General features: G+C 69.5%; 7 protein-coding genes and 1 pseudogene. 5 read left to right on the forward strand and 3 right to left on the reverse strand.

Annotated features, from left to right (window positions below; translation table 11 throughout):
- Nucleotides 1-819 (reverse strand): annotated as a pseudogene (locus tag BLU79_RS38890) (penicillin-binding protein 2); the annotation flags it as partial.
- 262 nt (nucleotides 820-1,081) lie between these two features.
- Here BLU79_RS38890 and BLU79_RS38895 point away from each other — a divergent pair.
- The 3 genes from BLU79_RS38895 (at nucleotide 1,082) to BLU79_RS38905 (ending at nucleotide 5,547) form a co-directional block, all read left to right on the forward strand.
- Nucleotides 1,082-2,566: a peptidoglycan D,D-transpeptidase FtsI family protein gene (locus BLU79_RS38895; RefSeq protein ID WP_093910747.1), complete on the forward strand. Its 1,485-nt coding sequence runs from the start codon at nucleotides 1,082-1,084 to the stop codon at nucleotides 2,564-2,566.
- 340 nt (nucleotides 2,567-2,906) lie between these two features.
- Entirely contained in the window at nucleotides 2,907-4,559 is a 1,653-nt protein-coding gene (locus tag BLU79_RS38900) for a penicillin-binding transpeptidase domain-containing protein (protein WP_093910748.1), read from the forward strand.
- Between the two features lie 199 nt (nucleotides 4,560-4,758).
- On the forward strand, nucleotides 4,759-5,547 hold the full coding sequence (locus BLU79_RS38905) for an AfsR/SARP family transcriptional regulator (RefSeq protein ID WP_093910749.1): 789 nt from the start codon (nucleotides 4,759-4,761) through the stop codon (nucleotides 5,545-5,547).
- 107 nt (nucleotides 5,548-5,654) lie between these two features.
- On the opposite strand, the gene BLU79_RS38910 is transcribed toward BLU79_RS38905, so the two are convergent.
- Nucleotides 5,655-6,590 carry a 2OG-Fe(II) oxygenase family protein gene (locus BLU79_RS38910; RefSeq protein ID WP_093910750.1) on the reverse strand — a complete coding sequence of 312 codons (936 nt, stop codon included), beginning with the start codon at nucleotides 6,588-6,590 and terminating at the stop codon, nucleotides 5,655-5,657.
- A 65-nt stretch (nucleotides 6,591-6,655) separates the two neighbouring features.
- Nucleotides 6,656-7,852: an aminotransferase class V-fold PLP-dependent enzyme gene (locus BLU79_RS38915; protein ID WP_093910751.1), complete on the reverse strand. Its 1,197-nt coding sequence runs from the start codon at nucleotides 7,850-7,852 to the stop codon at nucleotides 6,656-6,658.
- A 211-nt stretch (nucleotides 7,853-8,063) separates the two neighbouring features.
- Between BLU79_RS38915 and lat the strand changes: the two genes are divergently transcribed.
- Both lat and BLU79_RS38925 read left to right on the forward strand, forming a co-directional pair.
- A complete protein-coding gene (gene lat / locus BLU79_RS38920) occupies nucleotides 8,064-9,431 on the forward strand; it encodes an L-lysine 6-transaminase (protein WP_093910752.1) in 1,368 nt (455 codons plus the stop codon).
- 103 nt (nucleotides 9,432-9,534) lie between these two features.
- A complete protein-coding gene (locus tag BLU79_RS38925; RefSeq protein WP_093910753.1) occupies nucleotides 9,535-20,721 on the forward strand; it encodes a non-ribosomal peptide synthetase in 11,187 nt (3,728 codons plus the stop codon).
- Nucleotides 20,722-20,724 lie beyond the last annotated feature (3 nt).

Below are 20,724 nucleotides of genomic sequence, written 5' to 3' on the forward strand. Positions count from 1 at the left end.
CTCGTACTCCGCCACCCGCTGCACGCGGGCGTCGATGCTGGTGACGAGGTTGGAGCCCGCCTGAGCGGCGTCCGCCTTGGCCTGCCCGATGACCCGGCCGAGATTGTCGACCTCGTAGCGGGTGACACCCGCCTTGCCGCGCAGCTCCTTGTCATACTCCCGCTCCAGACCGGAGCGGCCCACCTGGTCCGAGCGCAGGTAGGGCGAGTCGGTGTCCTGGGCCTGCTGGATCTCCCCGTCCGTCACCGGCGAGAGATAACCCAGCACCTGCGCGGTGTTGGCCTCACCGGGGCTCGCGTAGCGGCGCACGGCCTGCGGCTCGGCGGTGATCCCGGGGAAGTCCTCGGCCCGCTCACGGATCTGCAAAGCCTGCTTCGCTGTGGCCTCGTCGGTGATCGGGATCGGCTGATACGGCGACCCGTTCCAGCACGGCTGCGGCGTCTGCGCATCACACAGCCGCACCTTCTCCCGCACCTCCCTCGGCGTCATCCCCAGCACACCCGCCAGCTTCGTCAGCACCGCCTCACCGTCATCCGGCATCTTCAACAGATCCGTACGCGAGGCGGACACCACCAACCGCGTCTCGTTGTCGGCGAGTGGCACACCGCGTGCGTCGAGGATCGACCCGCGCACCGCGGGCTGGACCACCCGTTGGACGAGATTGCCGGACGCCTCCTTCGCATGGGCCTTTCCCTCACGGATCTGTAAGTGCCACAGCCGTCCGCCGAGGGCGGCGAGGAGGGAAAGGGCGAGGACTTGGATGACGATGAGCCGGATCTGGACGCGCGGAGTCCGGCCCGTTTCGGGAATGTTGGTCACGGACTATTCCTGGCCCTCGGGACAATCGGGTCGCATCGAGGCCGAGCCTAGGCGAACCGTGTCGGCGTCCGTAGCCCGGTATCAAGTCACCTTCACGGGGCCGGATCAGCACTGCCGCCGTGCCGGTCGGCCGGTCCTGATCCGTAGTCGGGGAGCCCGGCAACTCACTCAACTATGGTGCAGGCATGGTTCTTTGCAATCCGACTCATGCTCGATTAGCGCTGTCGCGACGCCATCAGCCGGTCGCTGGAGGTGCGGCCGCGTGAACAAGCCGCTGAGGCGCATAGCCCTCTTCTGCGGGTTTCTGATGCTCGCGCTGCTGATTCGGGCCAACTGGCTCCAGTACATGGAGGCCGACGAACTCGCCACCGACGACAAGAATCGACGCGTCCTGATCAACCAGTACGCGGCGCCGCGCGGCGACATCATCGTGGGCGCGAGATCGATCACGGGCTCGGCGGCGGCCGACGGGTCGGATCTGAAGTACGAGCGCACGTACAAGAACGGGCCCATGTACGCGCCGGTCACCGGATACGCCTCCCAGGCCATGGGCATGACGTTCCTGGAGAGCACGTACGACAGCGTGCTCAGCGGCCAGGACGACCGGCTGGCGTTCGAGCGCTTCACGGATGTCGTCACCGGAAAGGAACGGCGCGGCGGTGATGTCGTCACGACGATCGACGCCAAGGCGCAGGAGGCCGGCTACAAGGGGCTGACGGAGCTCGGCGCCCGTGGGTCGGTCGTGGCTCTCGACCCGAAGACGGGGAAGGTGCTCGCCCTAGTCTCGACCCCGTCCTACGACCCCGCGACGTTCGCCGGCAACTCCCTCAAGGAGAGCGACAAGTTCAAGGCGCTGGGTGCCGACAAGAGCAAGCCGCTGGCCAATCGCGCGCTGCGGGAAACCTTCCCGCCCGGGTCGACCTTCAAGATCCTCACCGCCGCCGCGGCGCTGGAGCACGGCGTGGTGACGGACATCGACGCCGCGTCGGACGCGGCCTCGCCGTACCTCCTGCCGCAGTCGACCAACAGGATCGGCAGTGAGGCCGGGGACGCCGTCTGCAGCAAGGCATCACTCAAGACGGCCATGCAGCACTCCTGCAACAACGTCTTCCTCGACGCGGCCGTGAAGGTGGGCGCGGACAAGATGCGTGAGACGGCCGAGAAGTTCGGGTTCAACGAGGACGTCTACTCGGCCGAGTTCGGCGACCTGCGGGCCAGCAAGAGCCTCTACCCCGGGGACCTCGACAAGCCCGGCACAGCGCTGACGGGCATGGGCCAGGGCAGCCTCACCAGTACGCCCATGCAGATGGCGATGGTGACGGCCGCGCTGGTCAACGAGGGCAAGGTGATGCAGCCCTACATCGTCGACGAGTTGCGGTCTCCCGATCTGAATCCCCTGGAGAAGAACGAGCCCCAGGTCATGAGCCAGGCCGTCTCCGAGGCCACGGCCGAGAAGGTCCGGGAGATGATGGAGCACACCGCCAAGGAGGGAAGCGCCAAGAGGGCCCTCATCGAGGGCATCACGGTGGGCGGCAAGACCGGAACGGCCCAGCGCGGTGTGAATGTGCGCGATCAGGTTCCCTACGGCTGGTTCGTCTCGTACGGCGTGAAGTCCGACGGCGAGGCCGTCGCGGTGGCCGTCTTCATCGACCCGACCGACATGGACATCTCGCGTGAGGACATCTCCGGCGGCAGTCTGGCCGCACCCATCGCCCGGGACGTGATGGAGGCCGTCCTGCAGAACTGATCCGGGTCCGGTCGCCGAGAGCGTCCGACAGTAGTTTTCCGGTCGAGCCCGCCCGGCCGTTTTGATTCAGCCAGTTTGCTCCGTAAAGGTGGCTGGCTCCGGGCGGGTTCTTTCAGTGTTCTAGTCCAATGACGATGAAAGAATCGGTCGATTCATGCAACATCGCCCCCCTGTGTTCGACGCGGCGATCTTGTAATGGCGTCTCCTTGGGTGTCTCTTTACCTGCGACTCCGCCCGGTTGCCGCCCCGATCGGCCGTACCAGCTCTTTCACACCGGGGCTGTCCTGAATACCGCATGGCGGCGCACGATAGTCGGGCAGGCGCGCCTAATGTGAGGCCCATGACCCATTCCGGCAGCCACATTGATTACCCCCAGCCCCGTGGGCGCCGCTCCCGCGGCCGGACGGTCGTTTCCGTGGTCGTCGCGCTGGCCGTGACCGCCGGGATCGGTTACTGGGGATACTCAAGCCTGGTCGCCGACAGCGGCTCGGAGGATCCGCAGGTGGTGGACGCCACCGCTGAGTTGCGGAAATTCCTGGACGCCTGGCAGGTGGCCGATGCCCGGGGTGCGGGTCGGCTGACGGACAGTCCGGGTAACGCCGAGTCGTTGGTGAAATCCGTCATGACGAACCTCGGACCGTCGAAGACGGAGATCAGTACCGGTGCCGGTGAGAAGAAGACCGAAGGGGAAGTCGAAGTTCCGTTCACTGTGAAGATGACCCTTCCGGGGGCCGGTGACTATTCGTGGGATTCGAAGGCCGATGTCATCAAGGCCGACGATAAATGGAAGGTTGAGTTCCATACGGAGACGCTCCACCCGGAGATGGTTCCGGGGCAGACGCTCGCCCTGAAAACGCGGGACCGCGCGCCCATCCTCGACACGAACGGCGACGATCTGGAGTCCGCCTCGCTCGTCGGCATGGTCGACGACAGGACCGGCAAGGGCATGTCGGGCCTCCAGGCCCGCTACGACAAACAACTCACCGGCGGATCAGGCCCGATGAAGTCGGTCGTGATCGTGGACCGCCAGTCCGGCCAGGTGGTGAAGAGGCTCACCGGCACCAAGGCGGAACAGGGCGAGCCGGTGCGCACGACCATCGATCCGCGGGTGCAGCAGGCCGCCGCCGAAGCTCTGACCGGAGTGAAGAAGAACGCGGCGATCGTCGCCATCGACCCGTCCGACGGGCACATCCTGGCCGCCGCCAACATGCCCTCCGGCATGAACCGCGCGCTGGAGGGCCGCTATCCGCCCGGCTCGACCTTCAAGGTGGTGACCGCCGCCGCCCTGCTGAAGCAGGGGATGAAGCCCTCGGATCCCGGGGAGTGCCCGAAGTTCGCCCAGGTCAACGGCCAGCGCTTCGAGAACCAGGACCAGTTCGTGCTGCCGGCCGGATCGACGTTCAGGGACAACTTCGCGCACTCCTGCAACACCTTCTTCGTCAACTCCCGCAGTGAGCTGTCCTCCTCCGCCCTGCATGACACCGCCGAGGCGTTCGGCATCGGGGGTACGTGGGACGTGGGCACGACGACGTACGACGGCAGTGTCCCGGTCGCGACCGGCGACAACGACAAGGCGGCCTCGACCATCGGGCAGGCCCGGGTGCAGGCGTCACCCCTGGTGATGGCCTCGGTCGCGGCGACGGCGAAGGAGGGTGTCTTCCGACAGCCCGTCCTGGTGCCCGGAGCCGTGAAGAAGAAGTACGAGGCTCCCGCCCGGCTCGACGCCGGTGTCGTCGACGCGCTGCGCGGAATGATGCGCGCGACGGTGACCGACGGCGCGGGCCGGGCCCTGCAGGGCATCCCCGGCGAGCCGCACGCCAAGACGGGCACGGCGGAGTTCGGCAAGGAGACCCCGCCGCGCACCCACGCCTGGATGATCGGCTACCAGGGCGACCGGAACCTCGCCTGGTCGGTCCTCCTGGAGGACGGCGGTTCGGGCGGTTCCGACGCCGGGCCGATCGCGGCGAAGTTCCTCGAGAACCTCGTGGGGTGAGGCTGAACTGACTCACGCCTGACATCGCGGAACGCCATGGAACTCGTGTGACGAAGCCGAGCAGTTCGACTCGGTGAGCCGGTCTTCCCAGAGGACCGGCACCTAGTCACGACCACACTCCGGTGAGCCAGGAACAGCATTCATGCCAAGTCCACTGTCCTCGGGCGAGGGCGTGGGCCATCCACAGGGGGTATCCGACATGACCACTGGCAACAGCGTGACGATCCGGCTTCTCGGCCCCGTGACCCTCGTGAAGAACGCCATGCCGATACCGATACCCGGGCAAAGGCAGAAGCGGTTTCTGTCCTGTCTGGCCTTACGGCCCGGGCAGGTTATCGCCAAGGAAGTGATCAGCGAGGAGTCGTGGGACGGGGAGCCGCCGCTGACCGTCACGGGACAGCTCCAGACCTCGGCCTGGATGGTCCGCACGGCCCTGGAGAAGGCGGGGCTCTCCCGGGACGCGGTCGGCTCGCACGACAGCGGCTACGAGCTGCGGGTGCCTCCGGAGGCCATCGACCTGTTCGTCTTCCGGCAGATGGTGCGCGGCGTCCGGGAGTTGTACGCGGCCGGCCGGCACCAGAACGCTTCCGAGCGGCTCGACGCGGCACTCGGACTCTGGAAGGGACCGGCGTTCGCCGACGTCACCTCCGGCCGGCTGCGGCTGAAGGGGGAGGCCCTGGAGGAGGAACGGACGGCGGCGGTCGAACTGCGTGCCCTGATCGACGTGGGCCTCGGACGCTACAGCGAGGCGATCGCACGACTGTCGGAACTGGTCGACCGTGATCCCCTCCGCGAAGACCTGTACGTCAGCCTCATGAAGGCGTACTACGCCGAGGGCCGCCAGGCCGACGCGATCCAGGTGTTCCACCGGGCGAAGCGGCAGCTGCGGGAGCACATCGGGGTCAACCCGGGGGCGCGGATGACCAGGATGATGCAGGCCATCCTGCGCCAGGACGAACAGTTCCTGCGGGTCGGCACGTCGGCGTGAGGAGCCGTAGGTAGGCAACGGGTGGAACGGCCCGTCGGCGGCGGCCCCGTGCATGACCGCCACCGCCTCGGGCCGGACCGGCCGCGCTTTCGTTCTACGCCTTCGTCCTACGCCTTCGTCTTCGTGCGGAGGTTGACGTAGTTGCCCGCGATCCAGTCCTGGAACGTGGCGGTGTCGCCGTCCAGGCCGATGTCGAAGCCGCACCGCTTGGCCAGGGGCACCGAGAACGTGAAGTCCGCGTTGGGACGCAGGAAGAAGACGCTGGACGTACGGCTGCTGCCCACGATCTGCTCCAGGCCCGGCGCGGCGACGTGGTGCCGTGGGGCCTTCACCAGGCCGCCGGTCGCGAGGGTCGCGACGGCCCCGCAGAAGACGAGCACCAGGTCCGGCCTGGCCGGCAGGTCCACGAAGGTGCCGTCGACCTCGACCTGGAGGCTCACGAAGCCGTTGGGGCACGGTGTCTGCTGGATCAGCGTCACCGTCGACAGGTCGTAGTGCGGCGCCATCCGCAGGGGCTCCTCCTCGGCGCTGCGATGCTCGGGAACCTCCGGGAAGTACCGGAACCGCAGCACCGGTTCGCAGTTCACGAAGCCCTCGACACCGCCGTCCGGTTCCGTGCCGGTCGCCTTCAGGACCTGCCGGGCCACCTCCCGGGAGGCGTCGTACATGCGGTCGAAGTAGCCCGTCCATACGCCTTCGAAGTCCCCCGTGGGGAACAGGTTGCCGGAGGTTCCCATGGAGTAGCACATCGAATAGTCGGTATACGAGCCGCTGTTGGTGATCTTCGCGGTGCTCTCCGACTCCAGTCCCGTGAACCCGCGCCGGATGGTGGGGTCCTTGGCGGTGACCGCCCGCTTCTGCTCCGCCGTGCCGTGCTCGAAGAAGTCGACGGCGACGTCCTTGGAGGACTTCAGGTCGGCCTCCGACAGGCCGCTGTCCGACAGGTAGAAGACGCCGAAATCCGCCAGGCAGCGGCGGAACTCGGCCTGGTGGAGCCCTGCCTGAAGGTCCGTCAGGCTGAACACGGGGACCGTCGTATCCATTGGCACTCAACTCTCCTTACATGACCCGGTGGTCGACGACGCAGGGGAAAGCACACGCACTCGGCTCAGCCGGCCATCAGCTCCTTCAGGGCGTCGGCCAAGTAGTCGATCTCGGCTTCGGTGGTGTAGAAGTTCGCCGATATCCGCAGCAGCGGCCCGCCCGGCTCATCGCCCACCGCCGTCTCGATCCGGAAGCGCTCCCAGAGCCCTCGGCGCAGTTCGTCCGCGCTCGTAGTGGCGGGCAGGCGGAAGGCCACCATGCCGCCGGACAGGCCCGGCCGTTCGGGCGTGGCCGGCTCCAGTCCCTGCCCGTCGGCCAGGCGTCGGCGGGCGTGGTCGGTCAGTTCGCGTCGACGCAGGCGGATCCTGTCGTGCCCGAGCCGTGCCTGGAAGTCGACGGACTCGGGCACGGCGAGCCAGGGGCAGAGGTCGCGGGTGCCCTCGCATTCGAGTCTGCGCAGCCGAGGGGTGCTGCCGAACCGGTCGCGCTCGTCGGGCGGCCCGCTCCCCGGTGGCGGCTCGTACGCCCAACTCACCTGCGTCGGTTCGAGGTTGTCCTCCTGGCCCGGGCCGATGTGCAGGAACCCGACCCCGGTGGGGGCGAGGAGCCACTTGTGCCCGCTGCCCGCGTAGAAGTCGCAGGGGAGGTCCGCCAGGTTCAGTTCGAGGAACGCGGGCGCGTGGGCGCCGTCGATCACGGTGACGATCCCGCGGCGGCGGGCCTCCACGCACAACTCCCGGGCGGGCAGGACCAGTCCGGTCGTCGACAGGACATGACTGAAGGACAGGAGCCGGGTCCGCGGCCCCATGGCGGCGACCGCGGCCTCGACGATCTCGCCGGGGTCGGCGGGCATCGTCGGCACCCGGAACGTCCTGACCGTCAGGCCCTGCCGACGGGCCATCCGCTCCCAGCACCGGCGCATCGGCGGGTACTCGTGGTCGGTGAGCAGGATCTCGCCCGGCGCGGCCAGGTTCAGCGACGACGCCACCAGGTTGACGGCGCCGGTGACATTGGTCGTGAGCGCCAGCCGGTGCGGGGTCCCGCCCAGGAAGCCGGCCAGGTGCTCGCGTGTCCGCCACAGCAGTGGGGGCAGCTCGCGCAGCAGGAAGTCCATCGGCGCGCGGGCGAGACGGGTGCGCAGGTCGGTGACGCGTCGGAAGGTGCCGCGCGGCAGTGGTCCGGCGGAGCCGGTGTTGAGGTTGACGACGGTGGGGTCGAGCAGCATACGGCCGCGGGCGTCGTCCCAGTCGGCTGAGGCCATGTCGTGATCTCCCGCGCACTCGGAGAAAAATCGGGACCGGCGGAATTCGATCGACGCGTCGGACAATAGCAGTCGCCCCGCGACCGCGAAAAGGGAATTCCTTGGGAAAGCGTCGTGGATTTTGCGGAGAGAAATGCGAGAGAGCCGGGAGAGGAGGGCAAGAGGGATGCCGGTTAGCATTGGCGATCCAGATTACAAGGAGTCCTCGCGCATGGGTGAACAGGGAAGCCGTACAGACTCTGCCCGCTCGGAAAGGGAAAAGCCGAACCCGCGTGACGTGCATGGTGTGCTGCGCCGTCATGTGCTCGTGGACGGCTATGGCATCGTTCTCGACCTGTCCGCGAGTCATGGCACCCAGTTGGTCGACGCCATGACCGGCGACCCCTATCTCGACCTTTTCTCCTTCTTCGCCTCGGCGCCGCTCGGTATCAATCCGACCTGCATTACCGACGATCCGGAGTTCATGCGGGAACTCGCCGCGGCAGCCGTCAACAAGCCGTCCAACCCGGACTTCTACACGGTCGAGTACGCCAGGTTCGTCGAGACGTTCGCCCGCGTGCTCGGCGACCCGCGGCTGCCGCACCTGTTCTTCGTGGACGGCGGGGCGCTCGCCGTCGAGAACGCGCTCAAGGCGGCCTTCGACTGGAAGGCACAGCGGCTGGGCCTCGACGAGCAGGCCGTGGACCGGCTCCAAGTGCTGCACCTGGAGCGGTCGTTCCACGGCCGCAGCGGCTACACGATGTCGCTGACGAACACCGACCCCGCGAAGACCGACCGTTTCCCCAAGTTCGGCTGGCCCCGGATCCCGTCTCCCGCGCTGCGGCACCCGACCACCGCACACGCCCGAGCCAACCAGGAGGCCGAACAGCGGGCACTGCGGGCCGCCGAGGCAGCCTTCCGCGCCGCCGACGGGATGATCGCCTGCTTCATCGCCGAGCCGATCCAGGGCGAGGGCGGCGACAACCACCTCGGCGCCGGCTTCCTCCAGGCGATGCAGCGGCTCTGCCACGAGCACGACGCCCTGTTCGTGCTCGACGAGGTACAGACCGGCGGCGGCATCACCGGCACCCCCTGGGCCTACCAGCAACTGGGCCTCCAGCCGGACCTGGTGGCGTTCGGCAAGAAGACCCAGGTGTGCGGGGTGATGGGCGGCGGCCGGATCGACCAGGTCCCGGGCAACGTCTTCGCCGTCTCCTCCCGGATCAGCTCGACTTGGGGCGGCAGCCTCGCCGACATGGTCAGGGCCACCCGGATCCTGGAGACGGTCGAGCGCACCCAGCTCCTCGACGCCGTCGTGGGCCGGGGCAAGTATCTGCGCGACGGCCTCGAAGCCCTGGCCACCGAGCACCCGGACCTGCTGAGCAACGCCCGGGGCCGCGGACTGATGTGCGCGGTCACCCTGCCGGACACCCGCCTGCGCGACGACGTCCTGCACCGCATGTACCGCGACCACCACGTCATCGCCCTGCCCTGCGGCGAGCGCAGCCTCCGCTTCCGCCCACCGCTGACGATCACCGAGAGCGAGATCGACCAGGCTCTCGACGCACTGGCCCGCAGCCTCCCGACGCCCGGCACCTGACGCACGGGGCGCGGTCCCGACACGTTCTCTGACCTTCGCGGCCCTGCGGCGGCCCCGGCCACCGCCGTGCGTCGCACGGATCTGTACGACGGAGAGCCTACGAATGAAGTCAGCACCGTACCCGACGACCGCCGCGGACTGGTCCGCCCGCATCGCAGCGTTATCGAGCGAGCGTTGCGATCTGGAGATGCTCCTCAAGGACGAGTGGCGCAACAAGATCGCGGTGCGGGACGACGACCCCGCCGTATGTGCGACGAAGCGGCAGGACCTGCGCATCGGCGGACCGGACCACACCGCGCTCAGTCACGCGACGCGCGAGGACGGCGGTGTGCCGGTCGCCGCGTTCGCGCTGGCCGTGCTGCACGCCGTCATGCGGGCGTACGGCCACGGCGACCGGACGGTGGCGGCACTCGTCGACGCCACGGCGGGCGGCGACGTACGGCGGGCGGCGGTCCTGCCCGTCGTCGTCGACCACATCGAGCAGGCCCGGCTCACCTGCCGCGAGGCGGTGGCCGAACTCGGCGAGGCCGTGCGCCGGCAGGACGCCTATGTCACCGGTGACGAGGTGCTCGGGCGCGGTCTGTTCGACGCGCTGCTCGTGCTCGCCGACCACGACATGGACCTGGCCGAACTGCCGCCCTCCCCGCTCCTGGTGGTCGTCCGGGACGTCGAGGCGGACGGCCACCTCCAGTGGACCATGGCCTATGCGGAGGACCTGTTCGAGGACCGGACCATCGCCGGCGTGCTCGACGTCGTACGCGAGGTGCTCGGCCAGTTCCTCGGCCGGCCCGCGCAGCGCGTCGCCGACGTGGAGCTGGTGTCGGAGGAGCAGCGGCAGCAACTGCACAAGTGGAACGCCACCGACGGCGACTTCCCCGAGGGCAAGCGGCTGAGCGACCTCTTCGAGGACGCGGTGCGCCGGTCGCCGGACCGGGAGGCCGTCGTCTTCGGCGACACCCGGCTGACGTATCGCCAGGTCGACGAGCGGGCCAACCGGTTCGCGCACTGGCTGCTCGGGCCCGAGATGGCGGTGCGGCCGCAGCAACTGGTCGGGATGTACCTCGACAAGAGCGACCTGGGCGTCGTCGCCACCCTCGGCCTGTGGAAGGCCGGTGCGGCGTATGTGCCGATCGACCCCGCGTACCCGGCCGAGCGGATCCGCTTCATCGTCGGCGACACCGGCCTGAACGGCATCGTCACCAACCGGCACCACGCGGCGCGGCTCAGGAAGATCCTCGGGGCCGGGCACGCCGATGTGCGCGTCATCGAGATCGAGACCGTGCTCGCCCGGCAGGAGAGCGCCGCCGGCGCCTCGCGGCTGTCCCTGGGCAGCGGCGATCTCGCCTACCTCACCTACACCTCCGGCACCACGGGTGTGCCGAAGGGGGTTCCCAAGTACCACGACAGCGTCGTGAACAGCATCACCGATCTGTCCGAGCGCTACGAGATGCGGCGACCGGGGGAGGAGCGCGTCGCGCTCTTCGCCTCGTACGTCTTCGAACCGCACCTGCGGCAGACCCTGATCGCGCTCATCAACTCCCAGACGCTGGTGATCGTCCCCGACGAGATCCGGCTCGACCCGGACCGGTTCCCCGCCTACATCGAGCGGCACGGGGTCACGTATCTCAACGCCACGGGATCGGTGCTGCAACACTTCGACCTGCGTCGATGTACGAGCCTGAAGAAGCTGCTGCTGGTCGGCGAGGAACTGACGGCGGCCGGGCTGCGCCAGCTCCGGGAGCGGTTCTCCGGCCAGGTGGTCAACGAGTACGCCTTCACCGAGGCGGCCTTCGTCACCGCCGTCAAGGAGTTCGGGCCGGGCGTGACGGAGCGGCCGGACCGCAGCATCGGCCGGCCGCTGCGCAACGTGAAGTGGTACGTGCTGAGCCAGAACCTGAAGCAGCTGCCGATCGGCGCCATCGGCGAGCTGTACATCGGCGGCAACGGCATCGCCCCCGGCTACCTCAACCGCGACGACCTGACCGCCGAGCGGTTCACGCCGAACCCGTACCAGTCGGCGCAGGAGAAGCTGCTCGGGCGCAACGCCCGCCTCTACCGGACCGGTGACCTGGCCCGGGTCCTGCCCTCCGGCGAGGTCGAGTTCATGGGCCGCAGCGACTTCCAGCTCAAGCTGAACGGCGTCCGTGTGGAGCCGGGCGAGGTCGAGGCGCAGGCGACCGAGTACCCGGGCGTCCGCAAGTGCACGGTGGTGGCCCGCGAAGGGGCGGGTGGCACCGGCGACCGCCATCTCGTCGGGTACTACACGACCGAGCCGTCGGCGGAGGTGACCGAGGACGAGCTGCTGTCCTTCCTGGAAGAGCGGCTCATACGGATCATGGTCCCCGCCCGTATGGTCCGGCTCGACGGCATTCCGGTCAACGTCAACGGCAAGGTGGACTGGCGCGCGCTGCCCGAGGTGGACCGAGCCCGTCCCGCGCCGGTCGACGGCGACGACCACAGGGAGGGCGCGGCAGACGGCGTCCTGGAGGAGCTGCGCGAGATCTGGGGCGAGGTCCTGGGCGTGCCGGCGGCGCGGATCGGCGACCGCGACGACTTCTTCCGGCTCGGCGGGCAGAGCATCTCCTGCATCCTGCTGATCGCCCGCGTACGGCAGCGGCTCGGCGTCTTCGTCGGCGTCGAGGACGTGTTCACCCTGCGAACCCTGACCGAGCTTGCCGACCACCTGGACCGGCAGCACGACACCCGGCCCGAGCCGGGCCCCGAGCCCGAGCCCGTCCACGAACCGGCCGCCGCCGAGGGCGAACCCGTACGGCTGCGCGCGAACGGCCTCCAGCAGGGCCTGCTGTACCACGCCCTGAAGCGCAGGAGCGGCGACGACGCCTACGTCATGCAGTCGGTGCACCGCTACCGATGTCCGATCCGCCCCGACCTGATGAAGCAGGCCTGGCGGCACGCCCAGCACAAGTACCCGGCGCTGCGGCTGCGCTTCGAGTGGGCCGAGGAGCCCCTCCAGATCATCGACTCCGACGACCGGCCCCTCGACTGGCGGTTCGTCGACCTGGCCGACGTGTCCGACCCCGCCGAACAGGACGCCCGTATCCGGGAGTTGCAGCAGCGGGACCGGGCCGAGCCGTACGAGCCCGCCGAAGGACGGATGTTCCGGGTCTATCTGATCCGGCAGCGCGAAGACCTGTACTCGCTGATCTTCAGCTGTCACCACCTCGTCCTGGACGGCTGGAGCCTGCCGGTCCTGCACGACGAGGTGCACCGCGTGTATCTGAGCCTGCTGCGCGGCACCGCGATCGAGCCGGACGTGGACCACGCCTACGCGGCGGCCCAGCGGTACTGGGAGGAGCACCGCGACGAGCACGTCGAGCACTGGCTGCGGCAGATCGAGCGCATCGACGAACGCGGTGACTTCGACGGACTGCTCAAGGAGGAGATCCGCTACCAGGTCGACCTGAGCGACTACGACCACGTCCACGAGCACCGCACGAGGAAGCTGGCCCTCGGCGCGGACCTGACCGCCGCGCTGAAGTCGATGTGCGCCGGCCACTCGGTCACCCTGCACTCGGTGCTCCAGTTCGTGTGGCACAAGGTGCTGTACGCGATCGGCGGCGGGAACACCACGGTGGTGGGGACGATCGTCTCCGGCCGCAATCTGCACGTCGACGCCATCGAGAACTCGGTCGGCCTGTTCATCAACACCCTGCCCCTCGTCGTCGACCACGACGACCAGGCGGGGCGGAGCGTCGGCGCGGCCATCGCCGACATCCAGTCCGTCGTGAACACGATGAACGGCAGGAGCACGGTCGAACTGGGCCGGCTCCAGACCGGAGGGATGAAGCGCCGGCTCTTCGACACACTGCTGGTGCTGGAGAACTACCCGCGGCTGCTGGAGGAGGCCGAGGAGCACGACGAACTCCTCCGCTTCGAGAAGGCGTACGACGCCGACAAGGTCGACTACCCGCTGGCCGTCGTCGCCCGCGAGGAGGGCGACGAGCTGACGGTCACCCTCTGGTACGCGGGCGAACTCTTCGCCGACGCCACCATCGACACCCTCCTCGACGTCACCCACACCCTGTTCGCCCAGGTGGCGCGGGACATCACCCAGCCCGTGGACGGACTCGACCTCGTGTCGCCGGCGATGATCGAGCGCTTCGACACCTGGAACCGGACGCAGACCGAGTACCCCGCCGACAAGACCCTGCACGGCGTGTTCGAGGAGCAGGCCGCGGCCTGGCCGGACGAGATCGCGGTCGTCTACCGGAACACTCGACTGACGTACCGTCAACTCAACGAGCAGGTCAACCAGTTGGCGAACTATCTGCGCTCGGTGGTCCAGTTACGGCCGAACGATCTGGTCGGCCTGGTGGTGGACAAGAGCGAGCTGATGATCGTCGCGATCCTGGCGGTGTGGAAGACGGGGGCGGCGTATGTGCCGATCGACCCCGGCTATCCCGAGGACCGGATCGCGTTCATGCTCCAGGACACCCGGGCCCGGCTGGTGGTGACCAACCAGGCCCACGCGGAGCGGCTGCGCGAGCTGCCGGCCACCGAGGGGCTGCCGGTCGTGGAGGCCGACCGGCTGCCGATGGGGTACCGGTCGGCGGAGAACCCGGTCACCGAGGTCACCAGCACCGACCTCGCCTACGCCATCTACACCTCCGGCACCACCGGCAACCCCAAGGCCGTCCTGGTCGAGCACCGGGGCGTCGTCAACCTCCAGGTCTCCCTGGCCAAGCTGTTCTCGCTGGACAAGAGCGAGGGCGACGAGGCGCTGCTGTCGTTCTCCAACTACGTCTTCGACCACTTCGTCGAGCAGATGACCGACGCGCTGCTCAACGGGCAGAAGCTGGTGGTGCTCGACGACACGATGCGCACCGACGCCGAGCGCCTCTACCAGTACATCAACGACGAGAAGGTCACCTACCTCTCCGGAACACCGTCGGTGCTGTCGCTGTACGACTACTCGACGACGACCTCCCTGACCCGCATCGACGCGATCGGCGAGGACTTCACCGAGCCGGTGTTCAACAAGATCCGCGGGACCTTCCCGGGCATGATCATCAACGGGTACGGCCCGACGGAGATCTCGATCACCAGCCACAAGCGGCCCTACCCCGCGGTCGACGAGCGCCGTGCGACCAAGAGCATCGGCCACCCGGTGGCGAACACCACGGCCTACGTGCTCAACACGTCGATGAAGCGGGTCCCGGTCGGCGGCATGGGCGAGTTGTACATCGGCGACGTAGGAGTCACCCGCGGCTACCTGGGCCGCGCCGAGCTGACCGCGGAGCGGTTCGTCGACAACCCCTTCCAGACCCCCGAGGAGCGGGCCGCCGGGCGCAACGCACGGCTGTACCGGACCGGCGACCTGGTGCGGTGGCTGCCCGACGGCGAGCTCGAGTGCCTGGGCCGCACCGACCTCCAGGTCAAGATCCGCGGCCAGCGCGTCGAACTCGGTGAGGTCGAGGCGGTCCTCTCGGCGTACCCCGGCGTGACCAGGTCCCTGGTGATCGCCCGGGAGCATCAGGACGGCGGGCTCGCGGCGGCCCAGAAGTACCTCGTCGGCTTCTACATCAGCGACCGCGAACACGACGAGCAGGACGTGAAGGAGTGGATGCGCCGGAAGCTGCCCGAGGCCATCGTGCCCGCCCGCGTCCTGCGCATCACGGACATCCCCGTGACCCCCAGCGGCAAGCTGGACACACGGCGCCTGCCCGAGACGGACTTCGGGCAGGGCGACGGCACCGAGTACCTCGCCCCCTCCGACGACGTCGAGGTCAAGCTGTGCGGCATCTGGGCCACGGTGCTCGGCGTCGCCCCGGACCGCATCGGAGTGCACGACGACTTCTTCGCGCTCGGCGGCGACAGCATCCGCGCGATGGCGCTCGCGCAGGCCATCACCAGCGGCTTCGGCCGGGGCCTCGGCGTCGGGACCGTACTCCGGCACACCTCCCTCGGCGCACAGGCACGGCACATCCGGGAGATGGCCGCGCAGTCGGACGAGGCGGACGCCGAGCAGACGGCCGGGCGGGCAGGCGCGGCGACCGGCCGACCCGCGGTGTCGCTCGCGCAGGAACGCCTGCTGTTCATCGACGAGTTCGAGGGCGGCACCGCCGCCTACAACATCCCGTTCGCACTGCGGTTCCCGACACACGACACGGTGTCACGGGACACGGTGATCCACGCCCTGCGCACCCTCCTGCGACGCCATCCCGCGCTGCGCACCCTGCTCAGGACCGACCAGGACGGCGTCCGTCGGCAGTACACGCTGCCGGAGGACGAGGCCCTGGCCCTGTTCGCCCCGGAGGTGCACACGGTCGCCGGAACCGTGGAGCTGGACGAGCGGCTCGTGCGGTGCGAGGGACATGTCTTCCGCCTGCACGAGGAACTGCCCCTGCGGGCCGACCTGTTCGACCTCACCGGCGATCCAGGCAGCCTGTACCTGAGCCTCGTGCTCCACCACACCTGCTTCGACGGCTGGTCGTGGAACGTCTTCCGCCAGGAGCTCGCGGCCCTGCTGCGCGGGGTGCCCGCGGCGGACCTCGGCACGGTCCGCGGTAGCTACGCCGACTTCGCGGTGTGGCAGCGGCAGCACCTCACCGGCCGACGGCTGGCGGAGCTGACCGAGTTCTGGACGGACGCACTGGCCGGGTTCGAGACGATCCGGCTGCCGCTGGACCACCCGCGCCCCGCCCGGTTCGACTACCGGGGCCGGGAGATCGAGTTCGGTCTTGACGACGAGACCGTGGAGGAGCTGCGGGCGCTGGCCCGGTCGGTGCGAGTGAGCCTGTACAGCGTGCTGCTCGGCGCCTGGTGCCTGGTGCTGAACCTGTACACCGGTCGGCACGACTTCGTCGTGGGCACCCCGTCCGCCAACCGCGGACGCCCGGAGTTCGACCGCACCGTCGGCTTCTTCGCCAACCTGCTCGCGCTGCGCGTCCGGGTCGACGAGCGGGCCACGCTGGTGGACTACGTCCGCTCGGTCGGCGAGCGGGTCGTCGCGGCGCAGGTGCACGGCGAGCTGCCGTTCGAGCAGCTCGTCAAGGAACTCGACGTGGAGAAGGATCCGAGCCGCCACCCCGTCCTCCAGGTCAACTTCACCCTGCAGAACGTCACGGACCGCGCCGGGACCACCCCCGTGGCCGACGGGACGCCGGCGCTGATCGACCACAGGCCGGACGCCGACGGCTGGACGGCCACCAAGTTCGACCTGTCGGCCACTCTCACCGAGACCCCGGCGGGCGGACTGGCGGGCAACCTGACGTACGCCGCGTCCCTGTTCGAGGACGCGAGCGCCGAGGGCTTCATCGCCGTCTTCCGGCACGTCCTGCGCGAGTTCGCGAGGCTGGCCGCCACGGGCGAGCGGGCCCGGCTGGCCGAGGTCACCGGCGTGGACGAGGAGGGGCGGGCTCGGCTGCTGGCCGACGCCGGTGCGCCGGTCACCGCCCCCGGACCCGCCCGGACGCTGCACGCCGTGTTCGAGGAGACGGCCGCCGCCTTCCCGGACCGGATCGCGCTCGTCCACGGCGACACGGAACTGACGTATCGTCAACTCAACGAGCGCGCGAACCAGTTGGCGCACTATCTGCGGTCCGTCGTGCAGCTGCGGCCGGGCGACCCGGTCGCCCTGGTGCTGGACAAGAGCGACCTGATGGTCACCGCGATCCTGGCGGTGTGGAAGGCCGGGGCGGCGTATGTGCCGATCGACCCGGGCTATCCCGACGACCGTGTCGAGTTCATGCTCCGGGACACCCGGGCCGGGCTGATGGTGACGGAGCAGGCCCACGCCGACCGACTGCGCACCCTGCCCGGCGCGGCCCGGCCGACGCTGGTGGCGGCCGACCGGCTGCCGATGGGCTACCGCTCCACCGAGAACCCGGTCACCGAGGTGTCGCCGGACGACCTGGCCTACGCCATCTACACCTCGGGCACCACCGGCCGGCCCAAGGCCGTCCTGGTGCCGCACCGCGCCGTGGACAGCTTCCGCGAGCAGCTCGCCGAACGCCACCTCGGCGACCCCGCCACCACCCGCGAAGGCGTGCTGTTCCTCGCCAACTACGTGTTCGACTTCTCCGTGGAGCAGCTGGCGCTGTCCGTGCTCGGCGGCCACACCCTGGTCGTGCCGCCGTCGTCGCCCGCCGAGGACGACGGCTTCTACGACTACGCGAACCGGGCCGGACTGACCTACCTGAGCGGCACGCCGACGCAGATCACCCAACTCGACCTCGCGCGGCTGACCCACCTGAGGTGTGTGCTGGTCGCCGGAGAGGCGTTCCACGAGCGCCACTTCGCGAAGATCCGCGGCGAGTTCTCCGGCCCACTGCTCAACGCGTACGGCACCACGGAGACCGCCGTCTACAACACCGTCCGGCGCTTCGAACCCGGCGACCCCTACGCGAACGCCCTCGGGCAGCCGCTCGGCAACACCCGGCTGTATGTGCTCGGCGACTCCATGCGGCTGCTGCCGCCGGGCGCGGTGGGCGAGCTGTACGTGGCCGGCGAGTGCGTCACGGACGGCTATCTCCACCAGCCGGAGCTGACCGGCGAACGGTTCCTGCCGAACCCGTTCCGGACGCAGGGCGAGCACCGCTCCGGACGCCACGAGGTGCTGTACCGCACCGGCGACCTGGTCCGACGCGCCCCCGACGGCGAGCTCCGGTACGTCGGACGCGACGACGCCCAGGTCAAGATCAACGGCCTGCGCATCGAACTCGGCGAGGTGGAGGCGGTCCTGGCCGGCTGCCCGCAGGTGCGGGAGTGTGCCGTCGTCGCCGCCGGGGACGACAGCTCGCCGGACGGCAGGCGGCTGGTCGGCTATTACGTCGCCTACGCTGCCGACCGCGACGCGCCCGTGGACGAGGGCGAGATCTTCGCGGGCCTGCGGGCCAGGCTGATGCCGGGCATGGTGCCGTCGACGCTGGTACGCCTGGACCGGCTGCCGACGACCGTCAACGGCAAGCTCGACACCAAGGCCCTGCCCGCCGTGGACTTCGCCGCACGCCGAGCCGTCTACGCGGCCCCGCGCAGCCGGACCGAGGCCCGGCTGTGCCAGTTGTGGAGCGCGCGGCTCCCGGGCGGCACGGTCGGCATCGACGACGACTTCTTCCGCTCGGGCGGCGACAGCATCAGCGCCCTGCACCTGGCGAGTCAGGTGCAGCGGGAGGTCGGCCGCAGGATCGGCGTCAAGGACGTCTTCGACTTCCCGACCGTCCGGCAGCTCGTCGACCACGTCCTGTCCAGGGCGGACGACCAGGACGGCACGCGGGGCGAGGGGCAGGAGGATCCGGAGCAGGGACGGCTGAGCGGGCCCTGTCCGCTGCTGCCCGTCCAGAAGTGGTTCCTCGCCAAGCCGCTCGCCGACCGCGGCCACTGGAACCACAACTTCGCCGTCCGGACACCCCCACTGGAGGCGGCGAGGCTGCGCGAGTCCCTGGCCCGGCTGGTCGACCACCACGACGCGTTCCGGCTGCGCTACGGCGGCCCGGGCGGTGACGCGGAGAAGGTCACCCAGTACTACGCCGAGGGCACCCCGGACGTCGTCCTGCACGACCTCGACGTGAGCGGCCTGCGCCCCGAGGAGGTCCGTGCCCGCCTCGCCCAGTGGCAGAGCGGCTTCGACCTCGCACACGGCCCGACCGCGTGCGCCGCCTACCTGCACGGGTTCGAGGACGGCACCGCACGTATCTGGTTCGCCCTGCACCATCTGATCGTCGACTCCGTCAGCTGGCACGTGCTCGCCCAGGACCTCGAAATCCTGTACCACGGCGGCCAGTTGGAGCAGAAGACGAGCAGCTACCGGCAGTGGGGCGAGGCGCTGCGCCGCTACGTCCCCGAGGCGGACGAGCGCCGGCTGTGGGAGGACGTCCAGGCCGGACTGGCCGCGACGCGCGGCGAGTTGTCGGCCGCCGAGGGTGCTGCCACGCTCCGCGAGGAGTTCGCCCTGAGCGCCTCGGACACCCGGACCCTGCTCACCGAGAGCCACTGGGCCTACGACACCACCCTGCACGAACTGCTGCTGACGGCGACCGGGCTGGCCCTGGGGGCGGTCACCGGCCGGACGGTCAACCACGTCACCGTCGAGGGCCACGGCCGTGAACGGTTCGCGGGGGCACCCGATGTCCGGGACACCGTCGGCTGGTTCACCACGATGTACCCGCTGGCCCTGGAGGCCGACCCGGAGGACCTGGGACGCAGCGTGCTCGGCACCAGGGAGGCCTGTCGGGGCGTGCCGCACCACGGCATCGGCTACGGCGCCCTCTTCGGCGGCTACGGCGGCGAGCGCGCCCCGCTCGCCCCGGTCAGCTTCAACTACCTCGGCCGGTTCGCCGACGGGGGAGAGCGGGCGCCGGACCGGCAGGAGGGCTGGCAGCTCGACTCGGCCATGTCGGGCAGCCATATCTCCGACCGGAACCGGGGCGCGGACCAGTTCGGCGTCGACGTGACCATGCGATGTACCGGCGACCATCTGGTCACCGTGGTCGACAGCCGGCTGGACGAGGCCACCACCCGGCGGTTCACGAGCGAACTGCGCTCGTGGCTGGAGCGGCTGGCCGCGCACACGGCGACCGTGACCCGCTCCGGGGCGGGCCGGGCGCAGCCGGGCCGGGCGGCGGTCACCGGGGACGACTTCGAGCCGTACATCCTCGTCGGCGAGGAGCACGCCGAGCGCACCCTCTTCGTCTTCCCGCCCGGTGAGGGCGGCGCCGAGAGCTATCTGAGCAACCTCGCGCAGCGGCTGCCCGGACACCGGCTGGTGCTGTTCAACAACGCGCACCTGCACACGCCCATGGAGTCGTTCGAGGCCGTCGCCCGCTACTACCTCGACCACATACGGACCTTGCAGCCGTCAGGCCCGTACCACCTGCTCGGCTGGAGCTTCGGCGGGATCGTGGCCCTGGAGGCGTCGGCGCAGCTGGCGGGTGCGGGGGAGAAGATCGACAACCTGTTCGTCATCGACTCGTACTTCAACATGCGCCATGCGACGGCCGAGATCGGCCTCCCCGGTGTCGAGGACCTCCTGGACCCCATCAACTACCACTACACGCCGAGCCGGGAGCACCTCGACCGGCTGGACGACCGGCTCGGGAGGCTGGTGCTGTTCAAGGCCGAGGAGCCGAACGAGATCGTCCGCGACGACCAGCAGCACCTGCTGTTCGAGTTCTACCGCGGGACGCCGTACAACGCCCTGGACACCCTCCTGCCGGCCCGGTCGATCGAGGTCCGTCCGTTGCGCGGCGAGACGCACCACTCGTGGGTCCGCAACGAGCGCCTGGTCACCGACATGTGCGAGCGGATCTCGGCGTCGCTGCGGGACGCCTGAAGA

The organism is Streptomyces sp. cf386, assembly GCF_900103585.1.
Lineage (GTDB): Bacteria > Actinomycetota > Actinomycetes > Streptomycetales > Streptomycetaceae > Streptomyces.

Coding starts and splice junctions, on each gene's coding strand:
- BLU79_RS38900 (WP_093910748.1), top strand. CDS start 2,907: ATGACCCATTCCGGCAGCCACATTGATTACCCCCAGCCCCGTGGGCGC.
- BLU79_RS38905 (WP_093910749.1), top strand. CDS start 4,759: ATGACCACTGGCAACAGCGTGACGATCCGGCTTCTCGGCCCCGTGACC.
- BLU79_RS38910 (WP_093910750.1), bottom strand. CDS start 6,590: ATGGATACGACGGTCCCCGTGTTCAGCCTGACGGACCTTCAGGCAGGG.
- BLU79_RS38915 (WP_093910751.1), bottom strand. CDS start 7,852: ATGGCCTCAGCCGACTGGGACGACGCCCGCGGCCGTATGCTGCTCGAC.
- lat (WP_093910752.1), top strand. CDS start 8,064: ATGGGTGAACAGGGAAGCCGTACAGACTCTGCCCGCTCGGAAAGGGAA.
- BLU79_RS38925 (WP_093910753.1), top strand. CDS start 9,535: ATGAAGTCAGCACCGTACCCGACGACCGCCGCGGACTGGTCCGCCCGC.